10 protein-coding genes are annotated in these 14,030 nt (G+C 73.4%); 7 read left to right on the forward strand and 3 right to left on the reverse strand.

What is annotated here, in order from left to right; translation table 11 throughout:
- Positions 1-121: 121 nt before the first annotated feature.
- The 5 genes from WMF36_RS36870 (at position 122) to WMF36_RS36890 (ending at position 7,472) form a co-directional block, all read left to right on the forward strand.
- Positions 122-946, forward strand: coding sequence for a glycosyltransferase family 2 protein (locus WMF36_RS36870; protein WP_437575499.1), 825 nt, complete (start codon positions 122-124; stop codon positions 944-946).
- Positions 947-970: 24 nt separating this feature from the next.
- On the forward strand, positions 971-2,578 hold the full coding sequence (locus WMF36_RS36875; RefSeq protein WP_437575500.1) for a C45 family autoproteolytic acyltransferase/hydolase: 1,608 nt from the start codon (positions 971-973) through the stop codon (positions 2,576-2,578).
- A 376-nt stretch (positions 2,579-2,954) separates the two neighbouring features.
- The gene (locus tag WMF36_RS36880) at positions 2,955-5,447 is read left to right on the forward strand and encodes a cytochrome c peroxidase (protein WP_437575501.1); all 2,493 of its coding nucleotides are present in this window, start codon (positions 2,955-2,957) and stop codon (positions 5,445-5,447) included.
- A gap of 34 nt (positions 5,448-5,481) precedes the next feature.
- Positions 5,482-6,123, forward strand: coding sequence for a LolA family protein (locus WMF36_RS36885; protein WP_437575502.1), 642 nt, complete (start codon positions 5,482-5,484; stop codon positions 6,121-6,123).
- 164 nt (positions 6,124-6,287) lie between these two features.
- Entirely contained in the window at positions 6,288-7,472 is a 1,185-nt protein-coding gene (locus WMF36_RS36890; RefSeq protein WP_437575503.1) for an SUMF1/EgtB/PvdO family nonheme iron enzyme, read from the forward strand.
- A gap of 192 nt (positions 7,473-7,664) precedes the next feature.
- On the opposite strand, the gene WMF36_RS36895 is transcribed toward WMF36_RS36890, so the two are convergent.
- The gene (locus WMF36_RS36895) at positions 7,665-8,627 is read right to left on the reverse strand and encodes a hypothetical protein (protein ID WP_437575504.1); all 963 of its coding nucleotides are present in this window, start codon (positions 8,625-8,627) and stop codon (positions 7,665-7,667) included.
- 592 nt (positions 8,628-9,219) lie between these two features.
- Here WMF36_RS36895 and WMF36_RS36900 point away from each other — a divergent pair.
- Positions 9,220-10,206, forward strand: a complete 987-nt coding sequence (locus WMF36_RS36900; protein ID WP_437575505.1) for an Rpn family recombination-promoting nuclease/putative transposase — start codon at positions 9,220-9,222, stop codon at positions 10,204-10,206.
- Between the two features lie 111 nt (positions 10,207-10,317).
- Here WMF36_RS36900 and WMF36_RS36905 read toward each other — a convergent pair whose 3' ends face one another.
- Both WMF36_RS36905 and WMF36_RS36910 read right to left on the reverse strand, forming a co-directional pair.
- The gene (locus tag WMF36_RS36905; protein ID WP_437575506.1) at positions 10,318-10,992 is read right to left on the reverse strand and encodes a peptide chain release factor-like protein; all 675 of its coding nucleotides are present in this window, start codon (positions 10,990-10,992) and stop codon (positions 10,318-10,320) included.
- Positions 10,989-12,224 (reverse strand): RtcB family protein, encoded by a 1,236-nt coding sequence (locus tag WMF36_RS36910; protein ID WP_437575507.1) that lies wholly within the window; start codon positions 12,222-12,224, stop codon positions 10,989-10,991. The genes WMF36_RS36905 and WMF36_RS36910 overlap by 4 nt, the downstream gene beginning before the upstream one ends.
- Before the next feature lie 178 nt (positions 12,225-12,402).
- Between WMF36_RS36910 and WMF36_RS36915 the strand changes: the two genes are divergently transcribed.
- Positions 12,403-13,941 carry a sigma-54 interaction domain-containing protein gene (locus tag WMF36_RS36915; protein WP_437575508.1) on the forward strand — a complete coding sequence of 513 codons (1,539 nt, stop codon included), beginning with the start codon at positions 12,403-12,405 and terminating at the stop codon, positions 13,939-13,941.
- Positions 13,942-14,030: the final 89 nt, after the last annotated feature.

The following is a 14,030-nucleotide window of genomic DNA, read 5'->3' on the forward strand; positions in this document are numbered from 1 at the left end:
CGCCATGCGCCGCGTACCCGCCCGCGCCGAGCCCGGCCGGACGTCGCTCCGCAGATCGCTCCGCAGGCGGCGTGGACGTACCGGACAGATCGTGCCTGCCGCTGTTCATCCAGGGCACACCGTGGTAATCGCGCTCTGCTTCATGCGGATCTGCGCCATCATTCCTGCCTACCAGGCCGAGCGCAACGTGGAGGACGTCACACGAGAGGCGCTCCGGGTCAACGGCCTGGACGGCGCCGTCTTCGTTGTGGACGACGGGTCGAGCGACCGGACGGCCGAGCGCGCGCGCGCGGCGGGCGCCACGGTGCTGATCCACCCGGAGAACCGGGGCAAGGGCGCCGCCCTGCGCACCGGGATGGAGCTCGCCCTCGCCGCGGGCTTCGACGTCGCGGTCACGATCGACGCGGACGGCCAGCACCCGCCGGAGGAGGCGCGGCGCCTCATCGAGGCCGACGCCGACCCCGAGGCGCTCGTGCTCGGCATCCGGGATCTCGTGTCGGCGGGCGCGCCGCGCGCGAACCAGATCTCGAACCGGATCTCGAACTTCTTCCTGTCGCTCTTCGCGGGCCGGCCCTTCGCCGACACGCAGTGCGGCCTGCGCCGCTACCCGCTCCGGACGACGCTCTCGCTCGGCGCGCGCGACGACGGCTACGCCTTCGAGGCGGAGATCCTCCTGCGCGCGGTGGCCGCCGAGATCCGCATCGTCGAGGTGCCGACCCGGGTCATCTATCCGACCGAGGAAGAGCGGCTCACGCACTTCGACAGCGTGCGCGATCCGGCGCGGATCGTGGGCCGGGTGCTGGCGACGCTCGCGCTCACGCGCGGGCTCCGCCACGTGCCCGCCGCGCCGGTGCCGTCCCCCGACGCGCGCCGCTCCGCCGTGGCGAGCGCCCTCGCCGCCGAGATCGACCCCCACCCGTCGCAGCCGACAGCGGCGCCCCCCTGATCCGGGGCGCAGGCTCTGGAACACGTGAAGGCCAGGGCCGGATCCAGCGCGGGCGCGGCGTCGGGCAGCGCCGCGTCCGGCCCCCCCGCGTCCGGCCCCCCCGCGCCCGGCCCCCCCGCAGGCGCGCTCCGGCGGCCCTCGCGCCTCGCCCGCCACCGGCGCAAGCTCGTCGCGGCCGCAGCGCTGCTCGCCGCGCCGGTCCTCGCGCACCTCGGCATCGGCGCCGCGACGCGGATCGAGCCGCCGCCGATCCGCGCCGTCGCCGGTGAGCCCGCGGCCGGGCCGGCGGGGCTGCGCGTGCTCGGGCCCGCCTACGCGCGCCGCCGCGGCCGGATCCTCGAGGCGCGCCTCGCCGGATCGCCGGAGGAGATCGGCCACCAGCACGGCCGGCTCTTCTACCCGGAGATGGTCCAGAACGAAGACACCCTCCACGAGCAGCTCCGCCGTTACGTGCCCGTCGCCCCGCTCCGGTGGCTCCTCATGGACCTCTCGCGCCTCCAGTTCCGCGGCGTCGACGAGGGCATGAGCGACGGCGTGCGGCGCGAGATCGCCGCGCAGGCCCGCGCCTTCTCGCCCGACCCGTTCGACGGGGTCCTCCCCACGTACCACCGCTTCATCTTCCTCCAGTCGCTCTACGACATCGCGCTCTCGTTCGAGCACTCCCCGCTCATCGGCTGCACGAGCTTCGCCCTCACCGGGGCCGCGTCGGCGGGCGGGCACGCGGTGCTGGCCCGCAACTTCGACTTCGAGGCCGGGCCCGTCTTCGACGAGGGCAAGGCGGTGTTCCTCGTGCACGAGCAGGGGAAGATCCCGTACGCCTCGGTGTCCTGGCCCGGTCTCGTCGGCGCGGTGACCGGGATGAACGCCGCCGGCCTCGCGCTCGTCGTCCACGGCGGGCGCGCCGGCGAGCCGCGCGCGGCGGGCGAGCCGGTCGTGCACACGATGCGCGACGTGCTCGGCCGCGCGCGGGGCGTCGACGAGGCGCTCGCGATCCTCGAGGCGCGCGCGCCCATGGTCTCCCACCTCGTGATGCTCGTCGACGCGGCCGGCGAGGCGGCGATCGCCGAGCGGGCGCCCGGCGTGCCGCTCCACGCGCGCCGCGGCCGCGGCAAGGTCCCGCTCACGAACCACTTCGAGGGGCCGCTCGCCGGCGACCCGCGCAACCGGCGCGTCGAGGCCGAGACCTCGACCCACGCGCGGCGCCGCCGCCTCGACGAGCGGCTCGCGGCCCTGCCCGACGGCGCGACCGTCGAGGCGGCGGTCGACGTCCTGCGCGACAGGCGCGGGCCCGGCGGCGCGCCGCTGCCGCTCGGCGACCGGCGCGCGATCGACGCGCTCATCGCGACGCACGCGGTCGTCATGGATGCGACGGCGCGCGTCCTCTGGGTCAGCGAGGGCCCCCACCTCGCCGGCCGCTTCCTGCGCTTCGACCTGGCGCGGCTGCTCGCCCCGACCTTCGACCCCGCGCTCGACCCCGCCGAGCCGGAGGCGCTGCCCGAGGATCCGCTGCTCACGAGCGGCGACTACGCCGCCTGGAAGCGCGCCGGCTCACCCCACGCGGGCGGCGAGCTCGGCAGCAGCGCGCCCGGCCCCTCCGCCGGGGACGGCGAGCGCGGCCGCGACGCTCCCTGAGAGCACGACCGCGTCGCTCGTCGAGGTGGTGGCCGCGAGGGTCCTTCAATAATCTCCGCGGCGCGGCGGCGACGCTCCTTCAATAATCTCCGCGGCGCAGCGACGACGCGCTTAAATAATCTCCGCGGCGCGGCCGTGACGCGCTTCAATAATCTCCGCGACGCGGCCGTGACGCGCTTCACAGCCGAGGCCGGTGCGCAACTGTTTCGCCCTCGTTTCACAAAGGGCCGCGTCGTCCACGCCCGTACACCGGGGCTGGGACACCTCTCGTCCGGCGCTCCCGTACCGCGAGATTGCCTAGCGCGAGCTTCCGTCCGACAATGCGATTCGGGGCGCAACGTCGCCGCAGCGGAGCGGCGACCGGGTCGACCGGACCATGACGGACATCAACCTGATCAACACCACCCTCGATCAACGCTACCTCATCCTCGGGCTGCTCGGTGAGGGCGGGATGGGGGCAGTCTACGAGGCACGGCACCTGGGCACCGGCCGCCGCGTCGCCGTCAAGGTGATCACGAGCAAGCTCGCGCAGGACGACGCGGTGATGGCCCGCTTCGAGCGCGAGGCCAGGGCGGCCGGCGCGATCGAGAGCGAGCACATCGCGAGCGTGCTCGATAGCGGGAGGGACCGGGCGACGGGCCTGCCCTTCCTCGTGATGGAGCTGCTCGCGGGCGAGGACGTCGACCAGCTGCTCCGGCGGCTCGGCCCGCTGCCGCCCGAGCTCGCGCTCTGCATCGTGGCCCAGGCGTGCATGGGCCTCATCAAGGCGCACGACGCGCGCGTCCTCCACCGCGACATCAAGCCCGCCAACCTGTTCCTGGCCCGGCGCGACGGGGGGGAGTTCTCGGTCAAGCTCCTCGACTTCGGCGTCGCCAAGATGCAGGCCGACGACAGCTTCGAGCACCACCAGGAGCTCACCGCCACGAGCAACCTGATCGGCTCGCCCATCTACATGTCGCCCGAGCAGGCGCGCAACATGAAGGACGTCGACGGCCGGACCGACCTCTGGTCGCTCGGCATCGTCCTCTTCAAGATGCTCGCCGGGCGCACCCCCTACCGGAACTCGCGGGGGCTCGGCGAGCTCATCGTCGCGATCTGCTCGGTGCCGGCGCCGCCCATCCAGAGCCTGGCGCACTGGGTGACCTACGAGGTCGCCGAGATGGTCCACCGCGCGCTCCAGATCGACAGGAACCTGCGCTTCCAGTCCGCGGAGGAGCTGCTGAACGAGTGCCGGATCCTCCTGCCGCACGGCTTCTCGATCCGCGAGGACATGCTGCAGCCGCTCCCCGAGTCGCTGGGGGCCGACATGCCGCCGCCCTCGCGCGCGAACCCCGAGGCGCCGACGCGCCGCCCGCCGACGCCGGCGCACACGCCCCGCAGCTGGCAGGACGGCGGCGATCCGTCGCGCCGCCCGCCGACGCCCGTGCACACGCCCCGCAGCTGGCAGGACAACGGCGATCACCCGACGCGCCGCCCGCCGACGCCCGTGGGCACGCCCCGCAGCTGGCCCGAGCACGTCACGGCGCTCTCGCAGAGCGGCCCTGGCCACCTGGGCCAGAGCGGCCAGCACAGCCAGAGCGGCCAGCGCCTGGGCCAGAGCGGCCACCTGATCCGCGGGCGTCCGGACGGGCCGCCTTCGTCGAGGACCGCCGACGGCACCTCGGTGCCCTTCCAGAAGACGATCATCGTGGCGGGCGAGCCGCAGCCTACCGCCGAGCGCCCCCGCAGCAGGACGGCCCCGCTCATGGCGGCGGCGGCGCTGGTCGCCGCGACGGGCGCGGGCGTGGGCGCCTGGCTCGTGCAGAAGACGACGGCGGCCGCGCCCTCCCCGGCGCCCGGCGCGGCGCCGGCTGCCCCCGCGGCTGCGGCCGCTGCCGCGCCCGCCGCGGCCCCGGCCGAGCCGGCCGTGGAGATCGATCCGGAGCGGCTCGGGAGCTTCAACCCGCTGCCGGCGCTCGTCACGTCCTCGAACAACCCGCTCACGGACGAGAAGATCCAGCTCGGCCGGATGCTCTTCTACGACAACCGGCTCTCGAAGAACCACGACCTCTCGTGCAACTCGTGCCACCCGCTCGACCGCCACGGCGCCGACGGCACGAAGGTGTCGGTCGGTCACGCCCACCAGAGCGGCCGCCGCAACACGCCGAGCGTCTACAACTCGGCGGGGTTCTTCTCGCTCATGTGGGACGGGCGCTTCGACAGCGTGGAGGACCAGGCCAACGGGCCGATGATGAACCCGAGCGAGATGGCGATGACGCCGGTGCGGCTCGAGGCGACGCTGCGCTCCATCCCGGACTACGTGAAGGCGTTCGGCAGGGCGTTCCCGAACGACCCGTGGCCCGTGACCGTCAACAACGCCGCGAAGGCGATCGGCGCGTTCGAGCGCAAGCTGTTCACGCGCGGGCGGTGGGATCAGTTCCTGGACGGGGAGCCCGACGCGCTGACCAACGCCGAGAAGGAGGGGTTCAACACGTTCGTCGAGGTCGGCTGCGTGACGTGCCACTTCGGCCCGCACGTCGGGGCGACGATGTTCCAGAAGCTCGGCCTGGTGCGATCGTGGCCCGACACGATGGACCGCGGGGTCTTCGAGATCACGAAGAAGCAGGCTGATTTCATGGTCTTCCGGGTGCCGACGCTCCGCAACGTGGCCGCGACGGCGCCGTACTTCCATGACGGGTCGGTCTCCTCGCTGCAGGAGGCCGTGCGGCTCATGGGGAAGCACCAGCTCGGCAAGGACCTGAGCCATGCCCAGGTCGATCAGATCGTGGTCTGGCTCAAGTCCCTGACGGGCGAGCTCCCGAAGGAGTACATCGAGAAGCCGGAGCTGCCGGAGAGCGGGCCCAACACGCCGAAGCCCATTGCAGATTGAGCGCGGCCCGCCCGTCTGAGGGAAGAGGACGAGGATGCAGCGACGATCTTTCCTGATGGGCCTCGCGGCGAGCGGCGGCGCGCTCTCGCTCGCCGGCCGCGCGCGCGCGGACGAGGTGGGCGACGCGCTCGCCGAGATCACGAGGGCGCGCGCGTCGGTGAAGACGCTCGTCGCGCCGTTCACGCAGGAGCGGAGCATCGGCCTGCTCGCGACGGCGGTGAAGAGCGACGGGGAGATGACGCTGGTCCTGCCGGACCGGCTCCGCTGGGAGCTCAAGCCGCCGGACGCGATCACCTACTGGATCACGCCCGAGGGGTTCGGCTTCGCGACCCCGAAGGGCGCGTCGGGCGCGGGGCGGGGCGCGGCGGGGCGCTTCGGCTCGGTGCTCTCGGATCTGCTCGTGCTCCTCGGCGGCGATCTGGCGAGGCTGCGGGCGCGCTACGATCTGTCGATCCCGAGCCGCGCGGACGGGATCACGCTGGTCGCGCGGCCGCGGGCCGAGGAGGTCGCGAAGCACGTGCGGAGCCTGGAGATGGCGTCGGGGCCGGAGCTGTGGTCGGTGCGGCGGGTGGTCATCGAGGAGAAGAACGGTGACCGGAGCGTCATCGCGTTCGGCAAGGTGGCGCGGGACGGGACGGTGGATCCGGCGCGGATGAGGGCGCCGAAGCAGGGCTGAGCGGGCGCGCCGGCGAGCGGGCGCGGGACGCGGCGGGACGGGCGCGCGGGACGCGGCGGGACGGGCGCGCGGGACGCGGCGGGACGGGCGCGCGGGACGCGGGCGCGGGCCGGGGTCGTAACGCCCGGGTTCCCCTCGCCGCGATCTCGATTATGACGCCCCGCATGCGACCGACGCCCCGCATGCGACACCTCCTGCTCCCCTTCCCCGCCCTGACGCTGGCCGCCGCCTGCTCCGGCGCTCCTCCGGAGCCCGCTCAGACGGCGGCTCCCCCGCGCGCGCACGAGGACCGCCCGCCCGCGGCCGCGCCATCCCCTGCCGGGACCGCGGGCGCGGCGCCCCCGGCCGCCGAGGCCGGCGCGCCGGCCGCCGAGGCCGGGACAGCCGGCGGGGTGAGCGCCGCCGCCGAGGAGGAGCAGGCGTGCCCGGCGGACATGAAGCTCGTCGAAGGCGAGTACTGCACCGAGGTCGAGCACAGCTGTCTCCGCAGCTGGTACGACAAGTCGAACAAGAAGACCGTCTGCGAGGAGTTCGCGCCGACCCCCGCCCGCTGCACCGGCGAGAAGGTGAAGAAGCGCTATTGCATCGACACGTACGAGTGGCCGAACAAGAAGGGGGAGCGGCCCGAGGTGATGAATCGGTTCCACCAGGCGCAGGTCAAGTGCGCCGCGGCCGGCAAGCGCCTCTGCACCGAGTCGGAGTGGACGCTCGCCTGCGAGGGGCCCGCGATCAAGCCGTTCCCTTATGGGTACTCGCGCGACGCGACGAAGTGCAACGGCGACCATCTCTGGGACGATCCCGACATGAAGAAGGTGGCGAAGCGCGACCCGGGCGAGCTGGCCCGCCTCTGGAAAGGGGTTCGGAGCGGGTCGCAGGAGCAGTGCATCAGCGACTATGGAGTCGCCGACCTGCCCGCGAACACGGATGAGGTCGTGGCGAGCGAGACGAGCGGCGGCTGGCGCGGCAAGTTCGACAGCGTCCACACGGGCGGCCCCTGGTACAAGGGCGTGCGCAACCAGTGCCGGCCGAAGATCTACACGCACGACGAGGGGTTCTATTATTACTTCCTGAGCTTCCGCTGCTGCGCCGAGCCCGACGGCAAGGCCACCGAGCCGCGGACGCCGCGCCAGGTCCAGGAGGGGTGGGCCATGGATCGGGTCGAGCGGATGGCGCAGTTCACGGTCGAGCAGATGCGCGGGAAGCTCGAGCTCAAGCAGCAGGGCAAGTGCGAATGCAGGCCGACCGACATCCTGTGCAAGACGATGTGCGGCACGCTGCTCGGGCCGGGCGCGGTGGACGCGACGCCGGGCGGGGCGCCGGCGGCGACGACGGGCGGCGCGAAGCGGTGAGCGGCGAGAGGCGGTGAGCGACGCGAGGCGGACGCCCTGCGGCAGCGCGCGCCGGAGGCCCCGGCGGGGACAGTCCGTTCCTCCGCGCCTTGGGTGACGTCGCGCTGGCGGGGGGGGGGCCGGACCGGTCGCAACGCCGGAACACCAGAGCGGGCAGCGTCTCCGGAGGGACGCTTGCCTGGCCGGCATCGCTCAGCTCGGGTCGCCGAGCACCTCGGCGAGCGATGCGGCGACGACGGCCCGCTCATGCCACCGTTCCAGAATTTCCGTGTTCTTCTCGGCCAGGATGCGCTCCCGCGCCACGTCCGGCACGGCGATGCCACGAACCCGGAGCGCCGTCAGCACAGCACGCGCCGCCTCCTCGGCACGGCCTTCGTTGCGGCCTTCGTTGCGGCCTTCGTTGCGGCCTTCGTTGCGGCCTTCCTTCTGCGCCTCGGCCCGCAGCTGCTGCTTGTACTCTTCAAACCACGCACGGATTTCTGCGCTCACATCGTCCTCCTCGTCAATCGTCGGCTCCTGGGTTCCGAGCCGGAAGTGTACCAGCAGCGGCGCGGCGACGCTCTTCTCCCAGGCATCGTCGGGCAGCGCCGCGAGATCTGCCACCGCCTCGCGCAGGAGGCGGCCTGAGCCGAGCAGCCGCAGGAGCAGCGTCGCCCGCGTCCGCGGCAGCTCGGCGAGCACCACCACCCGCATCGCCAGACCCGGCACAGCCTGGTAGACGCCTGGTTGCACCGGCTCGCAGCGGTAGGCGTCGAGCACCGTCTCAGGGCGCCCCGGCCCGATGACGACCAGCGCAGGGAAGTGCACCGCCGGCTGCGGCGGCGCGGCGGCGTCCTCGTCCGGCACGACGGAGCCGGCCGCAGAGCGGGCGCGGCGCTCGAGCTCGTGGTGCCACGTGAGCTGCTTGCGCAGGCAGTGGCGGATCTGACGAAGGCTCGGCGTGCGATGAAACGGCTCGAACAGGCCCGGCTCCGCCGAGAGCTCGCCGAGCAGGCCCATGGCGGCGCGCTCGGCCTGCCGTGCTGGATCAGGCACGCTGTAGACATCGATCTTCTGTGTCGCCGCCAGGACCTCCACCTCGGTCTCCGCCGCCGAGACGAGGCTCAGCCCGTCTCGCAGCAAGTTCTTGGAGAACTGGTCGGAGCGATTGTGCATCGGAGTGCGACCCTAATCCATAACGGCAGCATGGGCCACCATCGATCGACGCGGGGATGCGAATTGAATGGCCCGCAAAAAGCGCCGCGAATAGCGAGCCGTTCCCGTAACGCCTCATTGAGCAACACGCACTTACCGGCATGGGGAGTACATCATCTTGGAATCGTTCTCGGCTGCGTGAGATTGCCGGTCACCTGGGGGATGAGCGCATCCATGGCTCGCACGACACGCTGCGGCAATCTGAAGGGTCCGGCCTGAGGAATCCCCTTATTTTACAGCCATTTTCAGCAGGGAAATTGAACAGGGAGGCGGGGAGACAGGGAGTATTTTGAAGATTTCCCTCCCCGTCTCCCCGCCTCCCTGTGAATTTTCCGAAGAATTTGAGGGGATGCCTCAGGTGGAACATGGATCGGGTCGCCCCTCCCGCAATCCTGGCCCACTACGTGTTTTCCTCCACCGACATCGACGATCTGCGGCGCCACGAGCTCGTCGTCGACGCCCGTCAACGCAATCCCAAATCACGGCGCAAACATCCCCGTAATTCATGAGTGGAGCCCCGCCGCCGGTGCACAGCGCCCGCGGGGTGCCATCCATGACGTCCACCCCGCATGACGCCCTGTTCAAGTCCACCTTCAGCCACCCGGAGCACGCGGCCGCGGCGCTGCGCGAGGGACTGCCCGCCGCACTGGCCGCCCGTATCGACTTCGCGTCGCTGGCGCTGTACGCCGGCAGCTTCATCGACGAAGAGCTCACCGCGAGCCACAGCGACCTGCTCTTCTCGGCCAGGCTGGAGCAAGCGCCGCTGTTCATCTATGTGCTCTTCGAGCACCAGAGCGCGACGCACCCGCTGATGGCCTTTCGGCTGCTCAAGTACATGGTGCGCATCTGGCAGGGCTACCTGGAGCGCCACCCGAAGGCGACGCGCCTTCCGGCGATCCTGCCGGTGGTGCTGCACCACAGCGAGACAGGCTGGACCGGGGCAGTCGCGTTCCAGGATCTGCTGGACCTGCCGCCGGGCTCGATGGCGCTGATGGCGGAGTATCTGCGGCACTTCCGGTTCGTGCTGGACGACATCAGCGCGGAGACGGACGAGGCGCTGCGAGCTCGGGCCATGACGGCGCTCGGGCGGGTTGTGCTCTGGTGCCTGCGGCATGCGCGCCGTCCCGAGGAACTGGTGGCGCGCCTGTCCAGCTGGGCCGACGTGGTCCGGGAGGTGCGTGGCGCGCCTGGCGGAAGGGCTGCACTTGCGCGCGTGTGGCGTTATATCCTGAATATCGCCGACCCGGCGCAGCCCAGGGAGCTGCTGCAGCGGCTGCTCGCGGCGGCGGGACCGGAGGCCAAGGAGGAGATCGTGACCATCGCAGACTACCTTCGCGAGCAGGGCCGGCTGGCGGGCGAGCGGGAGGGCCGCCTCGAAGGGCAGCGAAGCACGTTGCTCAAGCAGCTCCGGCTGCGCTTCGGCGAGCTGCCGGAGCCGATCGTGGTGCGCGTCCGCGCAGCCGATGCCAGGCAGATCGAAAGCTGGACCGAGCGCGTCCTCACCGCGCCCACGGTCGACGACGTCCTGACCGAGCGCTGATAGCGGACGGCGGTCGCACCCCGGCACAGGCCCGACCCGTGCCGACCGCTCGTCGATGCGACCGAACGAGCAGACCCGGGAGAGCCGATGCGGCAGACAGGCGGCCCCCTCTCACCGCGCCTCCCGCGCCTCCGCCAGCTCGAGCTCGCTCTTCCGCCCCACCCGGTACGTCCTCACCGGCTCCCCCCGGACGATCCGGTCGTGCTCGCTCCAGCGCGCGGCCTCCCCCTCTGCGATGCGCCGGGCGGCGCGCTCGGCGAGCCGCTCGGCGATGCGCTCCACCGCGCGGCGGACGTTCGCGCGCTGCGAGCGCTCGTCGGCGACGCGCACGGTGATCCCGCTCGGCCGGTGGTGCACCCGGACCGCCGACAGGGTCTTGTTCACGTGCTGCCCTCCCGGCCCGCTCGCCCGGCAGGCGGAGATCTCGAGCTCGCGGAGGTCCACGCCCGCGCCTCCCCCCGCCCCTGCCCCAACGCCGGCGTCCGCCCCCGCGGGGTGGACCGCCACCCCCGCGAACCACCGCTTGCGCGCCGCCCGCCCCCGCTCCGCGCTCTTCTCGACCAGCGCGTGCGTCCCGACCTCCCCCTCGAGGCTGCCCCGCGCGTCGCCCTCCACAAGGATCTCGACCGAGGCCGGCGCGTCCTCGTCGCCGTGCACCGTGACGTCGACCACCGCGAGCCCGCGCTCCTCGCAGAGCGCCTCCATCCGCTCGGCGAGCCGCGCCACGAACCGCCGCACCTCGACCGGCCCCCGCCCCGCGCTGATCTGCACCCAGGCCCGGCTCATCGCTTCACCGTGAGCACCGGCACGAGCGGCGCGACCGCGGTCGCCAGGCCGGCGTCCACGAGGCTCTCGATCACCGGCGCGATCGGCTTGTACGCGTCCGGGTGCTCCTCGAGCAGCAGCGCCGGGTCGTCGCACACAACGCGTCCGCCGAGCTCCGTGCGGGTGAGCTCGCGACGCCGGTACCTGGCCGCGATCTTCTCGCGCGCCTCGCTGCGCCCCATCTTGCGGCCCGCGCCGTGCGCGACCGAGCGCAGCCCGGCCTCCGCGTCGCTCGAGCGCATCACCCACGACGGCGCGCCGCGCGACCCGAGCACCACGGTGAAGTCGCTGCCCCGGGCGGGCGCGGCCCCCTTCCGGTGCACCCACGCCGGCTCGCCGCCCACGGTCTCGCGCGCGACGTCGTTGTGGATGAGGTCGAGCCCGCCCGCGATCTTCGACCCCCGCGAGGCGCCGAGCGCGCGCAGCATCCGGTAGGCGAGCAGGAACCGGTTCGCCTGCGCGAAGCGGCACGCGCCGGCGAGCTCGCCGAGGTACGGCTCGGCGGCATCGCCCTCGAGCACCGCGGCCCCCCAGCGCTGCCCGAGCGCGCCGCCGAGCCCGCGCGAGCCGGAGTGGGCCAGGACGACGAGATCCCCGGCGGAGAGGCCGAGGGCCTCCGCCGCCGCCGGATCCCGGGGCGCGCCGACGCGGGCGACCTCGAGGAAGTGGTTCCCCCCGCCGACCGAGCCGAGCGCGGTCTCGTACCCCGCGCGGTACGGCGAGGCGTCGCCGCTCGGGCGCAGGCCGTCCTCCGGCTCCGCCGCCGCGAGCCGCGCGAGGGCCTCGGGCACGCCGTCGATCTCGGCGAGGCCGCGCGCGCCGTACCGCCAGACCTGCTCGAACACCGCCGCCGGGTCGCAGCCGTCGAGCGGGTCGTCCTCCATCGCCTGCCGGGCGCGCCGCTCGAGGAGATCCGGCGCCATGCGGCCGATCGACGTCGCGACGAGCCGCACGCCGCACCCGGCGTCGCCGCCGATGAGCTGCGGGACGACGCGGTCCGCGAACGCGAACGCCGCGCCGATCGGGATGCCCCGCCCCGCGTGCAGGTCCGGCATGCCCACGGCGCGGACGCAGCCGGGCAGCGCGGCGACGCGCGCGAGCTGCTGGACGGCGTTGCCCTCGAGCCAGACGTCGTCGCGGGCGACGAGGCGGGCGTGGGCAGGAAGAACGACGCTATCGGCGGGCGCTTTCATGAGATCTCCGTGGCGGGCGGCCAGCCCATGACGGGCGGCGAGGGGGAACGCGGCGGAGACTTGCGGATCCCGTGCCAGCGCGCGACCCGCTGCGACGCCGGCAAAACGCTTCAACCTGGTGCATGGCGCACCAGCTTTAGTGGTGCACGGTGCATCGTGTCTGGTGTACGGTGCACCAGTGAATCGCCTCCTCCTCACCTGGTCGGACGCCGGCACGCTCGGGCCGGCGCCGGCGCACCAGGGCCGCCGGCCGGAGGGCGATCGCGGGCCGGTGCTGCGGCTCCTGGACCAGGAGGAGAGCCGCTACGACGCCATCGTGGTCCTCACCATCCCGGCGGGCGAGGCGCCGTCGCAAGCGCTCGTCGAGCGGGCGCGGGCGCGGGCGCCGCGGGTCGAGCTCCGCGTTGTCGACGTCGACGATCCGTCGGACCACGCGAAGCTCTTCCGCGCGCTCGGCAAGCTCTCGGCGCAGCTCAAGCGCGCCTTTCCAGAGGCGGCGTGGGCCACCGACGTCCTGCTCTCGGCGGGCACGCCGCAGGCGCAGACGCTCTGGGTCATCCTTGTGCAGGCGGGGATCCTGCCGGCGCGCATGCTCCAGGTCATCCCGGCGGCGTTCGTGCCGCACCCGCACCCGCGGCCGGTGCGCGAGGTGCGGCTGGACATCGAGGGCTTCCCCGAGATCCGCGCGCTGCGCGAGGAGGTCGTGCGCCTGCGGGCCGAGGCGCGCACCCGCGACGTGGTCCTCGTCGGCGAGAGCGAGCCGATGCGCTTCCTCCGCGCCCGGATCGCCCGGGTCGCCGCGACCGACGTGCCGGTGCTGATCGTCGGCGAGACGGGGACCGGCAAGGAGCTCGCGGCCAGGGCGATCCACGAGCACAGCCCGCGCGGGCGGGGCCCGTTCATCGCGGAGAACTGCGGCGTCTTCGCCGAGGGCGTGCTCGCGAGCGAGCTGTTCGGCCACGAGGCGGGCGCCTTCACCGGGGCCGCGGGGCGGCGGCGCGGCGTCTTCGAGCAAGCGCACGGCGGCACGCTGTTCCTCGACGAGATCGGCGAGCTGTCGCCGCGGGTGCAGGCCTCGCTCCTGCGCGTGCTCCAGGACGGGACGCTGCGCCGGGTGGGCGGCGAGGCGAAGATCGAGCTCGACGTGCGCGTCCTCGCGGCCACGCACCGCGACCTCGGGGCCATGGTCGAGCAAGGGACGTTCCGCGAGGATCTCTTTTACCGGCTCCGCGGCGCGACCATCGAGGTTCCGCCGCTCCGGGCGCGAGGAGGGGATATCGAGATCCTCATCGACGCGTTCCTCGACGAGGTGCGGGCACGGCGCAAGGAGCGCGGGCTCGAGGTGACCCGCGAGGCCCTGCGGCGGCTCCACCAGCACCCCTGGCCGGGCAACGTGCGCGAGCTGCGCGCCGAGGTGCTGAGGTGGGGCGTGTTCTGCGATCACGCGGTCGACGTGGGCGACCTCGCGCCGGAGATCGCGGAGCCGGCGGCGCGGCGACCGGCCGGCGGCGCGGGCGCGCGGGGGGCGGAGGCCGGCGGCGAGGACGTCGCGCCGCTCGCGGAGGCGGTGGCGGCGGCCGAGCGCGCGGCGATCGGGCGCGCGCTCCGGGTGCATCGGGGCAACATCTCCCGCGCGGCGCGCGCGCTCGCCATCGACAGGAACACGCTCAAGCGCAAGATGGCGGCGTACGGCCTCCGCGGAGACGAGGCGGCCTGATCCCTCGGCGTGGGACGCCCCCTGGCACGGCGCGCCGGTCGCCGTGTCGGCGCCTGACTCGACGGCGCGGCGCCGAAGGAGCCCCCTTC

It is taken from the genome of Sorangium sp. So ce887 (assembly GCF_051521455.1).
Classification (GTDB): domain Bacteria; phylum Myxococcota_A; class Polyangia; order Polyangiales; family Polyangiaceae; genus Sorangium.